At 64.7% G+C, this 14,597-nt stretch carries 12 protein-coding genes; 3 read left to right on the top strand and 9 right to left on the bottom strand.

Translation table 11 applies throughout. The annotated features are described in order from the left end of the window. Positions 1-20: 20 nt before the first annotated feature. From AC07OJ_RS04640 to AC07OJ_RS04600, 9 genes are read right to left on the bottom strand one after another with little or no spacing between them, the layout of a single operon-like run. Positions 21-1,223: a dipeptidase gene (locus AC07OJ_RS04640; RefSeq protein WP_201144637.1), complete on the bottom strand. Its 1,203-nt coding sequence runs from the start codon at positions 1,221-1,223 to the stop codon at positions 21-23. A 2-nt stretch (positions 1,224-1,225) separates the two neighbouring features. Next, the gene (locus AC07OJ_RS04635; protein WP_106803743.1) at positions 1,226-3,514 is read right to left on the bottom strand and encodes a TonB-dependent receptor; all 2,289 of its coding nucleotides are present in this window, start codon (positions 3,512-3,514) and stop codon (positions 1,226-1,228) included. A 26-nt stretch (positions 3,515-3,540) separates the two neighbouring features. Next, complete coding sequence (locus tag AC07OJ_RS04630; RefSeq protein ID WP_495094071.1) at positions 3,541-4,575, bottom strand: ABC transporter substrate-binding protein; 1,035 nt, start codon at positions 4,573-4,575, stop codon at positions 3,541-3,543. Beyond that, positions 4,572-5,786 (bottom strand): cystathionine beta-lyase, encoded by a 1,215-nt coding sequence (metC, locus tag AC07OJ_RS04625; protein WP_495094070.1) that lies wholly within the window; start codon positions 5,784-5,786, stop codon positions 4,572-4,574. Before metC ends, AC07OJ_RS04630 begins: the two co-directional genes overlap by 4 nt. Next, a complete protein-coding gene (locus AC07OJ_RS04620; RefSeq protein ID WP_065908310.1) occupies positions 5,783-6,460 on the bottom strand; it encodes an amino acid ABC transporter permease in 678 nt (225 codons plus the stop codon). Before AC07OJ_RS04620 ends, metC begins: the two co-directional genes overlap by 4 nt. After that, positions 6,450-7,193, bottom strand: a complete 744-nt coding sequence (locus AC07OJ_RS04615; protein WP_495094069.1) for an amino acid ABC transporter permease — start codon at positions 7,191-7,193, stop codon at positions 6,450-6,452. Before AC07OJ_RS04615 ends, AC07OJ_RS04620 begins: the two co-directional genes overlap by 11 nt. Beyond that, positions 7,186-8,004, bottom strand: a complete 819-nt coding sequence (locus AC07OJ_RS04610; protein ID WP_201144628.1) for a transporter substrate-binding domain-containing protein — start codon at positions 8,002-8,004, stop codon at positions 7,186-7,188. The genes AC07OJ_RS04615 and AC07OJ_RS04610 overlap by 8 nt, the downstream gene beginning before the upstream one ends. Next, positions 8,001-8,660 carry a class II aldolase/adducin family protein gene (locus tag AC07OJ_RS04605; protein ID WP_495094068.1) on the bottom strand — a complete coding sequence of 220 codons (660 nt, stop codon included), beginning with the start codon at positions 8,658-8,660 and terminating at the stop codon, positions 8,001-8,003. The genes AC07OJ_RS04610 and AC07OJ_RS04605 overlap by 4 nt, the downstream gene beginning before the upstream one ends. A 19-nt stretch (positions 8,661-8,679) precedes the next feature. Continuing rightward, a complete protein-coding gene (locus tag AC07OJ_RS04600; RefSeq protein WP_495094067.1) occupies positions 8,680-11,373 on the bottom strand; it encodes a TonB-dependent receptor domain-containing protein in 2,694 nt (897 codons plus the stop codon). A gap of 285 nt (positions 11,374-11,658) precedes the next feature. Here AC07OJ_RS04600 and AC07OJ_RS04595 point away from each other — a divergent pair, with 285 nt between their 5' ends. The 3 genes from AC07OJ_RS04595 to AC07OJ_RS04585 are packed head-to-tail and all read left to right on the top strand — an operon-like array spanning position 11,659 to position 14,587. Further along, the gene (locus AC07OJ_RS04595) at positions 11,659-12,696 is read left to right on the top strand and encodes a ScbA/BarX family gamma-butyrolactone biosynthesis protein (RefSeq protein ID WP_177410334.1); all 1,038 of its coding nucleotides are present in this window, start codon (positions 11,659-11,661) and stop codon (positions 12,694-12,696) included. After that, positions 12,693-13,370 (top strand): HAD family hydrolase, encoded by a 678-nt coding sequence (locus tag AC07OJ_RS04590; protein ID WP_262133495.1) that lies wholly within the window; start codon positions 12,693-12,695, stop codon positions 13,368-13,370. Before AC07OJ_RS04595 ends, AC07OJ_RS04590 begins: the two co-directional genes overlap by 4 nt. Then, positions 13,370-14,587 (top strand): cytochrome P450, encoded by a 1,218-nt coding sequence (locus tag AC07OJ_RS04585; RefSeq protein WP_495094066.1) that lies wholly within the window; start codon positions 13,370-13,372, stop codon positions 14,585-14,587. The genes AC07OJ_RS04590 and AC07OJ_RS04585 overlap by 1 nt, the downstream gene beginning before the upstream one ends. The last annotated feature ends 10 nt before the right edge of the window (positions 14,588-14,597 follow it).

Below are 14,597 nucleotides of genomic sequence, written 5' to 3'. Positions count from 1 at the left end.
CGCTCCAGTACGTCGCGCCTTCAGGGTTGCGCGCGCGCCTGCGCCTCCTGCAACACCCGCAGCAGATTCCCGCTCCAGATATTCGCCACCTGCTGCTCGTTGTAACCGGCATCCAGCAAGCGCTGGGTTACCACCGGCAATTGGCTGACGTCTTCCAATCCGCTCACGCCACCGCCGCCATCCCAGTCCGCACCGATACCGACATGATCCGGGCCGGCCACTTCCAGCAGGTGCAGCAGGTGCTGCATGAAGACATCGAGGTCGGCCTTGGGCTGGGCAAAGCGCTGGTTGATCGTGTCGCGTTCCTGGTAAAGGTCCTTGATTTGCTCCGGGCTAAGGGCGGCGAGGTTGTGAAAGCGTGCGCCGAGCGCGGCCATGGCTTTGTTGCGCTCCGGGTTGGGTGTCAGCGGGATCAGGTAGTCGCTGTAGGCGTTGACCTGAATCACGCCGCCTTTTGCCGCCAGTTGGCGCACGCGGGCGTCGTCGAGGTTACGCGGGTGCGGGTTGACCGCGCGGCTGCTGGAGTGCGAGGCGATGATCGGCGCGCTGGACAACGCGAGCATCTGGTCGAACACCGCATCACTGGCATGCGACACATCCAGCAGGATGCCCAGGCGGTTGGCCCTTTGCACCAAATCACGGCCCTTGGGGCTCAGGCCTTTCCATTCGGGCAGTGCGGTGGCGGAATCGGCCAGGTCGTTGTTCATGAAATGCACCAGGCCGAGCATGCGCAAACCCTGGCGATAGTAGGTGTTGAGCAACGCGGGATCGGAGCTGAGCGGGTCGGCGTTTTCCATACTGATGAAGACCACGCGCTTGCCCTCGGCGGCGATGCGGCGGGCGTCGTCGGCGGTGAGGGCCAGGGCGAAGCTGTCGGGATTGCGGTCGATCACATCGCGAATGCGGGTCAGGGTCGCCAGCCCATAGGCGCTGGCATACGCACGGCCTTCCTCGGTGCGCGGGCCCTGGGGCGTGTACACCGCGAAGAAACCACCGTCCAGGCCACCTTCGCGCATGCGCGGCAAGTCGACCTGGCTGCCATCCTGGCGGTAGTCATGGCGTTCGAGAATGTTCCAGCCGGGGCGGGTCAGGGTCAGGGGGGTATCCAGGTGGCTGTCGAGTACCAGCAGGCGTTGGTGCAGGGCCAGGGTCGCGGGGCTGACCACGGTGTCGGCGTTGGCCAACAACGGCAGCAAGGCGAGCAGCAGCAGGCGCTTGTTCATGTTCAGAACTCCATGCTCAGGGTGCTTTGGAAGGTGCGCGGCGAGCCCGGGCGGAAGACCGCGGGGCCGCTGGTGCTGGTGAGGATGTAGCCCAGGTAGTCCTTGTCGAACAGGTTGTCGACGTTGAAGCGCACCTTCACATTTTTCAGCGGCCCGTAATGCAGGCGCTCGCCACCCAGGTCCAGGTAGGCGTTGTAGAGGGTGTAGCCGGGTACCGATTCGCTGTTGGTGAAGTTGCTGTAGCGCTCGCCGATATAGCGCGCCGAGAAATTCAGCACTGCCCACGGCGCCAACTCATAGGTGACGCCGGCCTGGGCCAGCCAACGCGGGCTGTCGGGTACCTCGTTGTGCTTGATCGAAAGGCCGCCGGCGTCGTTCTGGAACGTCGAGGTGTTGTAGGTCAGGTTGCCGTTGAGCACGACTTTGTCAGCCAGGTACGGCAGCTTCCATTGCCCGCTCAGTTCACTGCCGTAGGCCTGCACCTTGCCGACGTTCTGGTAGTAGGTTTCGACCTGGCTGCTGCCGGGGACCGGCGAGGCGAAGGCTTGCAGGCGGTTGTCGAAGTCGGTGCGGTACAGCGCCCACGCAGCGTTGAAGCTCGGGCGATTGATGCGGTAGCCGACTTCATAGTTCTTCGCGCGTTCGGCTTCCGGCGGTGGTGCGCTGGGGCTGGCGGCGCGGAAGATATCGTCGGCACCGCGCGGCAGCGCCATGTTTTCCGAGTAGGAGGCGAACACCTGGGTGTCGTCGGTCAGGTTGTAGACCAACCCGGCCTGGGGCAGGAACGCGTCGTTCCACTGGGTCGCGATACGCGGCTGGCGGTTGTTGATGTAGTCGCCGGCATTGCGGTAGCCCTCGATGCGGTATTTCAGGTGCAGGCTCTTGAACCCGTACTGCAGGCGCAGGCGATCATCGAGCAGTGTCCAGGTGTCCTTGAGGTGGTACTGCAGTGAGTCGCGAGTGGAACTGAAATCGCCTTGCAGGTGCACCGGCTCATTGAACAACGGTTCGCCGGCCGGGCTGCCGTCGGTGAGGTTGTAGCGTGCCTGCTGACGGTTGAACACATCGGTCTCGGCCCACAGGCCGGTGTCGATCTGGTGCTGGCCGACCTCCCATTGCAGGCCGGTGCGGCCGCCAAATCGATGGCCGCTGAGGGACGACAACCCATATTGCACGCCGCGAGGTGCGAACAGGCCATCGACGTTGCCTTCGGCGTTGTGCAGCGCCAGGGAAGTGGCGTAGGCCTCGGGGGATACGCCAAAGCCTTTCTTGGCCTCGTAGTACAGCGTGGTGTAGTTGAGCAGGTCGGGGCGAATCTCGAACTGGCCGCCGAGGCTGTACAAGGTGTCGCGCCGCTGGTTGACCGCCTGCTTGTAGAACTGGTTGTAGTTGGTGTTGCTGTAGCGCACGCCGGGCACGGTCTCGGGCAAGTCGGGCAGGCTGCCGAGGTAGGCGAAGTAACGGCCCGAGCGGCCGAACGGGTCGTTGGCGCTGCCGTCGTACTGGGCGATGCTCACGTACGGCGAGTCATAGTCGTAGAACGCGTTGTGCACCGCGCGCAGCCATACCTCATCACGATCACCGAAGCGGTAGCGCACCTTGGCTTCCAGGTGCTCGCGGTCAATGGTGCCGGGACCGCGCCACAGGTCACCGTCGATTTTCGAACGGCTGAAATACGCCGAAAGGCCCTGGTACTCACCGCTTTGCAGCTTGACGAAACTGCGCCGCAGGCTGTCGCTGCCCAGGGTGTAGGAGAGGCTCGCGCCGGGCTCGACCGTGGGGTTGCTGGTCTGGTAATCCACATACGGGCCCAGGGACGCGTAGCCCGATTGCGAGACATCGCCGGCGCCGGTGGAGGCGGTGACCCGCTCGGTGTTTTCGTTGTCGACGTAGCGATAGATCGGACTGCCGCCAAACTGGTCGGTGCGCCCCAACGGCACACCGTCGATGGAAAAACCGATCTGCTGCAGGTTGAACGCGCGCACGAACACCGAGTTGCCGAACTCATACAAGCCCAGCGCATCGTTGACCTGCACATTGAAACCGGGCAGCGCCTCGAGCATTTTCAGGCCCGAGGTACCGGCCGGTGCCGACAGCAACGCCTGGTGTGAAATGGTCAGGGTATTGCTGATCTTGTCTTCGCCGATGGCGGCGCTGGCCTCGGTTACGCGCGCGCCGACCACCTCGACTTTGCTCAGTTGCGGTTCGGTGGAACTGGCGGCCTGCGCCGCCCAACTGGAATCGGCCACCAACAGGCTGGCGAGCAGGGTTTTACGGTACTGAGCAATCATTGTCTGTCCTTGGCAAAGAGGTGGCGTCAAAAACCGGCGTGGGCCTTGGCGAGAAACTCGGGCTGGGCCCACTCGTGCACGCTGAAGTCGTTCTGCAGGAAGCCGCGTTGCACCAGGAAGTCCTTTTTCAACTCCAGGGCGGCGAGGTTCTGCGCGGCCAGTTGCGGCACGAAATCCAGCTCGGCGATGGCGCGGCGGATAAACCCGGCATCCGGCAGGAAGGTCACCCGCGTGAACAGCTCGGCGGCGGCATCGCGGTGCTGGTTGATCCAGTGGCCGGCGCGGATTGCAGCGCGCAGGAATGCCACGACCACCTCGGGGTGTTCTTCGGCAAACGCGCGGTTGACGGTGGTGGCGTAGGGGCCGTTGTGGTTTTTCAAGGTCCAGTCCGGGTAGCGCTCCAGGTCCTCGATCACGGTGAATTCGCCGCTGGCCAACAGCGCCGGCACGTGCCCGGCGGCCACATGCACCGCATCCACACGCCCTTCGGCCAGCGCCTGGACTTCATGCCCAGGCTTGCCATGCAACCCATGCAGTTGCGACCAGAACGCCGAAGGCCGGATCGCCGGCTGCAACGTCTGCGGATCACCTTCGTCCTCAAGCTCGATCAGCCGCACCTGCGACGGTTCCAGCCCCGCCAGTTGCAGGGCATTGAACAAGCCGTGTTCGGCCAGGGCCTTGAGCACATCGACCCGCGCCTTATTGCGGCTGACCGGCACCCCGATGCGCTTGCCGAACAGGTCGGCGACCTGGCGGATGCGGCCCTCGGCGCGCACCAGAATCTGCCCGGCGCGCTGCGTGGCGGTGGTGGCGACCAGGAGCGTGTCGGCCTGGTCGGCGCGCGCCCACAAGGCCGGCACGGCACCGCCGTCGCGAATCAGCCGCTGTTCGCCATGGGTGAAGTGCGGCAACCAGCCAAGGTTTTCCGGCAGTGAACGCAGATAGATGGCTTCGGCGCCGACGCGTTGGTATTCCTCATCCAGCCAGCCGAATTCCACGGCGATGTTCGACGCGACCAACAACGGGCAAATGCTGTAGTGGGTAGGCAATGTTTGGCTCATGACAGATTCCTCAAGGCAAGTGGGGTGACACTCAGGCGTTCCAGGCCTTGTTGCAGGTCGGCGATCAAGTCCTCGACCGCTTCAAGGCCCACATGCAGGCGCAGCAACACGCCGGGTTCGATGTGCGCGGAAGGGTGGCGTTGTTGCGGGCGGATCAGGCTTTCGAAACCGCCCCAGCTGGCGCCCATGGCGAACAGTTGCAGGCTTTCCAGAAAGGCCTTGGCCTGGGGCGCGTAGACGGGCTTGAGCACCACGCCGAAGAGCCCGGTGGAGCCGAGAAAGTCGCGCTTGAATAACGCGTGCCCGGTGGCCTCGGGCAAGGCCGGGTGCAGCACCTGGGCGACTTCGGGGCGCTGCTGCAACCACTGCGCGACCGCCAGTGCCGAACGCTGGTGCTGACGCAGGCGTACACCCAGGGTGCGCAGGCCGCGCAGGCCGAGGTAGGCATCGTCGGCGCTGGCGATATAGCCGAGCTGGCGCACGGTTTCGCGCACTGACGCGTACAGCGTTTCGGTGGTGACGATCACGCCGAGCATGGCGTCGCTGTGGCCTACCAGGTACTTGGTGGCGGCATGGATCGAGATGTCCACGCCGTGCTCGAACGCCTTGAAGAACAGCGGCGTGGCCCAGGTATTGTCGAGCATCAGCAGCGCGCCGTGGGCATGCGCGGCTTCTGCGAGGGCGGGAATGTCCTGCACTTCGAAAGTGCTGGAACCGGGTGCTTCGGCGTAGACCAGGCGGGTGTTGGGGCGCAGCAAACCGGCGATGTCGGCACCGAGCATCGGCGCGAAATAGGTGGCCTGGATGCCGTAGCGCGGCAGTACCTGGTCAAACACCTGGCGGGCATGCCAGTAGCAGTTGTCGGTCACCAGGATATGGTCGCCAGCCCGCGCCACTGCCAGCACCGCGCCGACAATCGCCGCCAGCCCACTGGGCATGATCAGCCCGCGAAAGCCGCCTTCCAGCTGTGCCACGGCGTCTTCGAAGGCGGCGGTGGTGGGGTTGCCGTTACGGCCGTAGATGTGCCCGCGATAGTGCGGGTCGTCGGCCTGTTGCAGGTGGTTTTCGAGGGTGCCGGTGTCGGGCCAGATAAAAGTCGAGCTGCGGTACACCGGGGTGTTGACGGTGCCGGCGTGGCTGGCCGGATCGCGGCCCAGGTGAGTCAGGCGGGTATCGTCGCGCAAGGGGGGCGTACTCCAGGAGGGGCTCATGCGCGTTCCAGCCGCTTGGCCCAGCGTGAAAGGGGGTAGATGTAGATAAAGAACGCGATGAACACCAAGCCGTAGGCGGGCAGCAGCAGGTCGTTGCGCAGCTGGGTCGAGAGGTGCGACTGCACGGTGGTCATCAACTCTTCCACCCCCAGCAGGTTGGCGAGGGAGGTGGACATGGTCACCGCGCAATACAGGTTCATCCACGGCGCCACCAGGCTCGGCAGTGTCTGCGGGATGATCACGTGACGCAGCGCCTGGCCGTGGCGCATGCCCAGGGCCTGGGCGGCTTCCCATTGGCCGGTCGGCACTGCACGCACGGCGCCGCGCACGATCTCCGAGACGTAGCCGATGGCAGGCATGGCCAGGCCCAACGCGACCTTGAGCCAGTCCGGCAGTTGCCACCAACGCCCGGCCCACTGCACTTCATAGGGCAGCAGGTAGGCCACGTAGAACATCACCACCAGCCACGGCAGGTTGCGCAGCAAGCGGCTCAGATGCCCGGCGCCACGCCGCAGGCCGGGGTGGGCGCTGACCTGCAGGCTGCCGAGCGCCACACCGCCGAGCGTCGCCACCAGCATCGCGGTGATGCCCATCAGGATATTCAGGCCAAAGCCTTGCAGCAGGGCCGGCGCCCACTGCCACAGCAGTTGGAAAAGGCTCGATTCAGGCGGCATCGGGCAGCTCCTGGCCAGGCAGGCGCAGATAGTCTTCGAGGCGACGCAGCAGCCAACTGCTGAGGCCGATCAACAGCAGCCAGACCAGCAGCAATACCTGCATCATTTCCGCGACGTTGAAGTTGTCCGACCAGATCCGGTTGCTCGCATAGAGCAGTTCCGGCACCGCAATCGCGTAGGCGATCGAGGTCGACTTGATGGTTTGCACCACCGTATTACCCATCGCCGGCAGGCTGTTGCGCAGGGCCAGCGGCAGCACGATATGGCGCAACACCGTGCGCCCGTGCAGGCCCAGGGCGGCGGCCGCGTCAAGGGTGGCGCGCGGCACCGTGTCGATGCCGGCGCGCAGGTTTTCGGCCTGGAATGCGCCGCTGTGCAGGGCAATCACGATGATTGCCCACTGCGTGCCATTGAGCAGGCGCACACTGGCGCCGTCCACCAGCGGCAACAATGCGCCGACGCCAAAGTAGAAAAAGAACAGCTGCACCAACAGCGGCGTATTGCGAAACAACGCGATGTACGCCGCACTCAGGTGACGCCACAGCGGGCGGCGCGAACCCAGTCCGGCTGCGCCGAGGATTCCCATGACCAGCGACAGCGCGATACTTGCCACCGACAACAACAGGGTCAGCCCCAGGCCGAGCAGGAAGCGCTGGCGGTCCATCGGGTCCCACAGGATGCTCAGCGACAGCCCATGCTGTTCCAGCCACAGGCGCAGATTGATTTCACTCATGGCTGGCCCGTGCATGCTGCTGCGCGACCCAGGCATTGGGGGCCAGGCCGTAACGCTGTTCCAGGTCGATGATCACGCCGTGGGCATGCCAGCCTTCGACGATGCCTGACACGGCCGCCAGCAGCGCCGGCTGGCCCTTGCGCAGGGCGATGCCCCAGGGCGCCGGGTCCTGGCCTGGCAACTTGACTTCGTAATCGGCCCATTCCGGCTGGCGCGCCAGGGCGCTGTACAACGCATCGTCACCCATCGCCCCGAGGCAACGGCTGTCGGCAACGGCCTTGCGCACTTCGGCGGTGCCGTTGAACGAGGCGAATTGCACGCCATAGCGGCTTTCAAAGGGGCGTACCCACACACTGGTGGCGGGTGCGCACAGGGTTTTGCCGCGCAGGCTTTGCCAGTCCGGCACGGCGGTGCTTTTCGGCGCGAATACCGTGGCGGCCGAGCTGTAGAAACCCGGGCTGGCAAAGTCCACTTCACGCCGCCGCGCCGGGGTGTCGAGCAACGAAGTGACCAGCACTTCGCAACGCCCCTGGTCGAGGAACAGCAAACGGTTCAACGGGTTGACCTGCACCAGTTGCAGCTTCAGCGGCTGGCCGACCTCGGCGGACAGCTGCTGTTGCAGGTCGACGATCAGGTCCATGATCAAGCCGGCGGGTTTGCCTTGGGCGTCCAGGGTCTTGAACGGCGGGAATTCGTCACTGGTGCAGACGTTCAGCGTGCCGCGCGATTGCGCACGTTCCAGCAGGGGCTCGGCATGGGCGGGCACGGCGAACACTGCCAGGAGCGCGAGGGCGGCGACCGTCCGGCTCATGTCGCACTCCAGCCCAGCCGCGAACGCTGCGCCGCGCCGCTGGGGAAGGGCTGCGGCGTGCCGAGTTGCTGGGCCAGGAAGGTCAGGTAGGCGGCTTCTTCAAGGTTCACCAGCAAGCGCGTCGCCGCGAGCACATCACGCTCCGACCAGGCAAACGGCCCATGATTGGCCAGCAACGCCGCCGGCGCGTGGAGATGCTCACGCAGCGCCGCGACTACCGGCTCCGGCGCATAACGCGGGCCCCAGGCGGTCAGCGGGATTTCCTCGTCTTCCGCCAGGATCCCCAGCAGCTGTGCGGCGTGGGCACGCAGCGGGCGCCCGGCGATAGCGAAGGCGGTGAGGTACGGCGAGTGGGTGTGGATCACCGCATTGACTTGCGGGCGCTCGCGGTAGATCGCCACATGCAGCGCGGCAACTTCCTGGAGGTTGTCGGTGAGGCTGCCCTGGCTGTGGCGCAGGTCGAAATCGACGATGGCCGCCACGCCACTGTCGGCGCCGCTGAGCGAGGCGATCACCAGCCGCTCCTCGCCAGGAATGCGCAGGCTGATGTTGCCCGCTTCGTTGCTCGACAGCGCCTGGTGCTTGATCAGCAACTGCTTGGCCAGGGCAAATTCGTGTTCGAATACTTGGGTAAAACGCACAGGGTCAAAGCTCATCGGGAACTCCTTGTGAGGGTCAGAAGCGGTAGTCGGCTTTCACGTAGTAGAAGGCGCCTTCGGCACCGGCCGGCGAGATGCTCTGGTAGGCCACGCGCCCGCCGACAAAGCGGTTGGCGACGTCGATCTTGTCCGGGTAGCTGTCGAAAATATTGTTGCCGCCCAGGGTCAGGGTGAGTGCCTGGCTGATGTCGTAGGACACGCTGGCGTTGCTCACCCATTGCGCCGAAAAGGTCTGGTCGCGGGCTTCGCCGAGGTTGGAGTCGAGGGTGTAGGTGCCGTAGCGAATGGTGTTCCAGCTTGCCTGCCACCCCCCCTTGCGCCAGTCGGCACCGAGGATCAGCTTGCTGTTGGGCGAGGCGCTTTCCACGTAGCTCAAGGCTTCACGATTGATCAGGGTGATGCCGGTGCCGGCCAGGGGGCCGGGGTTGTCCTTGATGTCGGTGACCTGGGTCTTGCTGTAGTTGAAGGCGCCGTTGAGGGTCAACTGGCTGGCATCGGCCAGGTCCAGGCGATAGTGGGCAGCGACGTCGACGCCGCTGGTCTTGGTGTCCAGCGCATTGGTGAAAAAGCTCACCCCGGAGTAATTGCCGTAGCCTTGGTTGGCGAGAATCTGGCTGACCTGGGTGCCGCTGAGGGTTTCCGACAGGGCGATGCGGTCCTTGATGCGGATGTGGTACGCATCGACGCTGACGCTGGCGCGCTCAATCGGTTGCCAGACCACGCCGAGGGACAGGCTGGTGGATTTTTCCGGCTTCAGGTCAGTTGCGCCCAAGGCCCGCGCCACGGGCGTGTTCACGCTGACGGTGCCGACCTGGTAGGCGGTCGGGTCGCCGGCCTTGAATTCGGTCTGGGTCGCCGAGGTGCCGATCTGCCCGAGGGTCGGCGCACGGTAGCCGCTGCTCAGGGTCGAGCGCAGGCCCCACTGCGGGGTGAAGTCATAACGCGCGGAAAACTTGCCGGTCGTGGTGGTGCCGAAATCGTCGTAGTGCTCGCTGCGTCCGGCCAGGCCCAGTTGCAGCTTTTCGGTGACCTGCTGCTCCAGGCCCAGGTAGCCGCCGAACACGTGGCGGGCATAGCTGCCTTCGTCGCTGTCCTGGGTGCCAGGGAAACCCTGGGCGCCACCCGCGCGGGCGGGCAGGGCCGTGCCGTGGGTCCAGGAGGCGAGGTCGCCGGCGATCACTTCATAGGACTCGTTGCGCCAGGCCAGGCCACTGGAAAACACCAGGGGGCCGGCGCCCCAGCCGACCTTGAATTCCTTGACGTGATCAAGGCCGACGTTGGTCTGCTCATTCACCAGCGCCCCGGCGTTGAAGCTCGTCGGGCTGGCGGGGCCAAGGCTGGCATTCAGCGAATCGCTGAGGTGATAGTCGATGCGGTTGCGCCCGTAGTTGGCGCTGAGGTCGAAGCTGCCGAGCTGTTCATCGCGGATCTTCACGCCGCCGGTGACCGAGGCATCCCGCGAGCGCACATCCAGCAGTGGCAGGAAACCGTTGGGGTACACGGCCACCAGGTTGTTGGGGTCAATCGGGCGGCGAAAAGTCGCCTGGGATTCACCGGTGCGGTCCTGGTAGGTGGCAAAGCCGTACAGGTCGACTGCGTCGTTGAGTGACAGGCCGCTGTTCAGCGCCAGGTTCCAGTCCTCAAGGCCCGGGGAACCGTAGCGCCAGTGACGGTCGGCATCCGCTTCGCGGGCATCGCCGGAGGGGTAGAACTGCCGACCATCGGTGCCGCCGGTGGAGGTGCGCTCGCTGCGCAGGCCTTCGCCGCTGAGGGTCAGGAAACCGTCGCCAGGCAAGGTGAAGCCGGTCCAGCCGCCTACCGAGCGACGAAAGCCATCGCCCTTGGTGTACTGGCCAAAAGTGCTCTGCACCGCGCCGCCGTGGTCCTGCTCCTTGAGCACGATGTTGATCACCCCGGCAATCGCGTCCGAGCCGTACTGCGCCGAGGCGCCGTCGCGCAGCACTTCGATATGGTCGACCGCGCTGACCGGAATCGTCGACAGGTCAACCGCCTGGGAGCCACGGCCCAGGGTAGCCTTGGTGTTGACGAAGGCCGAGGCATGCCGACGCTTGCCATTGACCAGCACCAGCACCTGGTCGGCCGCCAGCCCGCGCAACGACACCGGCCGCTGTGACGACACGCCGTCGGTGCCGTTGACTTGCGGGTAGTTCACCGACGGCACCAGGGTTTCCAGGGCCTTGGCGAGGTTATCGGTGCCGGCGCGTTCCAGCTGTTCGCTGCTGATCACATCCACCGGCGCCGCGCTTTGCAGGGCAGTGACGTCGCTGCGGCGGGTGCCGATCACTTCGACCGATTTCAATCGCGGTGCCTGCGGCTCGCTGTTGATGGCGGCAGCGGGGGCGGCGGTGCTGGCCAGTCGGTGGATCAACACCGCACCGCTGGCGGTCTGGCTGAAGCCCAACTGGGAGCCGCTCAAGGCAATGCCCAGCGCCTGTTCCTGGCTCAAGCGGCCCTGGATCGAGCGGCTGGCGCGGCCTTCTACCAGCGGCGGGTCAAACGCAATCGGATGGCCGCTTTGCTGGGAGATGCTCAGCAGCACCTCATCCAGCGGCCCTGCGGGGATATTGAAATCAATCACCGTCTGTACCGACGTCGCCTCGTTTTGAGCCAACGCCAGGGTCGGCAGCGTCAGCCCGCCGAGGGCCAATGCGCAGGCCAGCGGCGCCAGGGTGAATCCTGTTTTCAACATGCAAATCTGCTCCGGGTCGTGATGTTCTTTACGACCTTGAGCAACTTCGCGGGCGGATTTTCACCACTAAGTTAGAACGATTAGTTGGGTGTCTAGATGATTTTGTTGTGCGTATAAGCTTCGATCAAACTGATCTAAGTGCGCACTGAAAATATAAGGGAGTATTCGCACAAGGGTACTGACAGCCAGATCGGGTTGTCCGCGCACAGCATACAAAGTTCACCGATGTGAACATGTACGGCGGTCTGCACGCTTACGGAAAAGCTCATCAGGAGACAGATGCCCATGTCTGACGTATCAGTTTTGAACCCGCTTGGCTCGGTGCCGAGCCTGCATTGCGAAAACACCGTTCCGCGCAGCATGGTGCACCGTGCCGCCGTCAGCGAAGTATTCCTGACCGGCGCCGAACGCATCAAGGACGGACACTTTCGCTGCAGTGCGCAATTACCGCGCACCCACAGTTACTTCAGTGAACATACGCACCGTGCCGCGCACTACGACATGTTGTTATTGCTTGAAGTGTTCCGGCAGGCGTCGATTTATATCTCTCACGCGTTTCTGCAAGTGAATGCCCAGGACAAGTTTATTTACCTGGACAGTGTCACTCGCGTGACCGAACGGCATTTGCTGGTGGTCGGCGATCGCCCGGCGTCAGCCTCGATCGACGTGTATGTCGTGGATGAATACCTGCGCCATGGCGAGCGCAGCGGCGTCACCCTCAACATGTCGCTGAGCATCAATGGCGAAGTCGCCGCGCGCCACGAACGCATGAGCATTCGCTGGATGAGCGGCGCGGCCTGGAACAAGATGCGTGCTCGTGGACTGGCGGCCATTCCGTTGGACGCCGACCCATTGGCACAACTGCCGCCGCCCTTGAGCCCCTCGGCAGTGGGGCGCCACTGGTTGAATAACGTGGTGCTCGGCCGGGACCTGGAGCAGGGCGCCGAGAGCCTGGTCGCGCCGCTGATCGTCGACCTCAACAACCCGGCGATCTTCGACCATCCGCTGGACCATATCCCCGGCATGCTGTTGCTCGAAGGCTTTCGCCAGGTCGCGCTGGTGGCGGCTGACCGGCAACTGCAGGTCGCCCCCGAGCAACTGTTGCTGTCGCGCTGCCATGTGGTGTTCACGCGGTTCGGCGAGTTCGGTCTGCCGACGCGAGTGCGTGCAGATCTCGCCTCCTTGTCCCGTGATGAACACGGCCAGATCACCCTCGCGCTGGATGTCGAGCAGGACGGCGTGGTGATTGCCACCGCCGAGCTGGAGTTGCTGCCGGTGGCGGCCAGCCAGCCCTTGGCCCTGGTGGCAGGGGGTGTGCGATGAGCGCGCCGGAGTTTATCTGGTTCGATTTCGGCGGCGTGCTGTCGCCGCCGATCCCTGCATTGTTCGAGCAGTACCAGCTCAAGACCGGCCTGGCCCCGCGCGTGTTGCAGCAGGCCATGAGCGACGTGGCGGACGAGTTGGGCGTGCCGATGCTCGCACCGGTGGAGAACGCCTTGCTGACCGAGCGCGAGTGGGGCGCACGGCTGGAGCAGGCGCTGCGTCGCCGCGATCCGCAGATCGACCTGTCGCGTGCGCGCCTGCAAGGCTTCGGCGAGCAATGGTTCGCCGGGGTGCCCGCGAATGCGCCACTGGTGGCCGCCGTGCGCGCGTTGAAACGTAGCGGTTTTCGCGTCGGTATTCTCACCAACAACGTGGTCGAGTGGTCGCTGCATTGGCGCGCGATGGTCGGCCTGGATGAGGTCGTGGACCTGATCGTCGACTCCAGCCAGGAGCGCACCCGCAAGCCGGACACGGCGTTTTTTGAGGTGGCCACCGCACGTTCGGGCGTGGCGCCGCAGCACAGCCTGTTGATCGATGACGTGGCGGAAAATATTCACGCCGCTGCAGCGTTGGGCTGGCAAGTGCTGCACTTCACCGACAACCACCAGGCCCTCGCGCAACTGCAGCGCGTCACCGGTGTGAGCCTGTTGCAACCTGCCGTGGAGCCTGCCTGATGAATATCGCCGTGACCGCCACACCTGAAGTGACCGTGGCGCGCATCCCGCACCTGGATGCGCCGCCGGCTTATCAACCTGCCAGCCCCGCCAATGGTCTGCCGAGGATCCTGCTGCCCAGCGGCCACCTGGCCTTTCACCTGACCCGTTATGAACACGTGCAGGCGCTGTTGCTGGATAACCGCGCGATTCGTGCCCCGTGCAACGAAGAAGACGGCGCGAGCTTTTTGCCGACTATTACGCCGCCAGAACTGCTGCTCAACAATGACATTCCCGACCACGGCCGCCTGCGCAAAGTGGTCGCCCGCGACTTCAGCCCGAGCGGCGTGGCGGTGCTGCGTGAGAAGGTCGAGCAAACCACCCACGAACGCCTGGATGTGCTGCAACGCCAGGCGCCCGGTGCCGACCTGTTTGCCCAGGTGCTCGACTACATTCCCGCGACGGTGGATTGCCAGTTGCTCGGCATTCCCTTGAGCGATCGCGAGTACTACCGGCCCCTCAGCCATACCGTGCAGGTGGCGTCGGACGCGGATGTGCCGGAGCTGCTGAACCAGTTCTGGGGCGTCTACAACTACCTGACCGACCTGGTCACCGGCGCGCGGCCAACCTATCCCGATGGGTTGATCCAGCGTTTCGTCGCCAGCCGTGCCGACAGCGAACCGCCGCTCAACGACAAGGAACTGGTGGGCATCCTGCTCGGTGTGTTGATCGGCGGCGACCAGAACATCCTCACCGTGCTGACCAAGTCGGTGTACACCTTGCTGGCTGCTCCCCAGCTGTGGCAGCAATTGGTGGAGGACCCGAGGCTGATTCCGGAGGCCGTCGAAGAACTGCTGCGGCTGATTCCGCTGGGCACTATCTCGACCTTTCCGCGCCTGGCCAGTGTCGACCTGGAAGGGCCGTGGGGGCTGATCCCCGAGGGCAGCATCATTTACGCCGATGCGTTTGCTGCCAACCGCGATCCGGCGGCATTCCCCGAGCCGCTGGCGATTCGCCTGGACCGCAAGGGCGCGCGGCATTTGCAGTTCGGCTATGGCATGCACAACTGCATGGGCGCGGCACTCGCCCGGCTGGAAATCACCACGGTATTGCAGATCCTCGTGCAACGCTTTCCCAACCTGCGCCTGGCGGTGCCGGCGGACCAGGTGCCCTGGATCGACGGCATCATCCTGCGCCGTCCGGCCCGTTTACCGGTGCTCGGCTTTACTTCAACCTGACCTGGAAGGA

This window comes from Pseudomonas sp. GW821-FHT09C08 (genome assembly GCF_059418125.1).
Note: the sequence above shows the minus strand (reverse complement) of the source record. Positions and strands in the feature narration are given on the sequence as shown.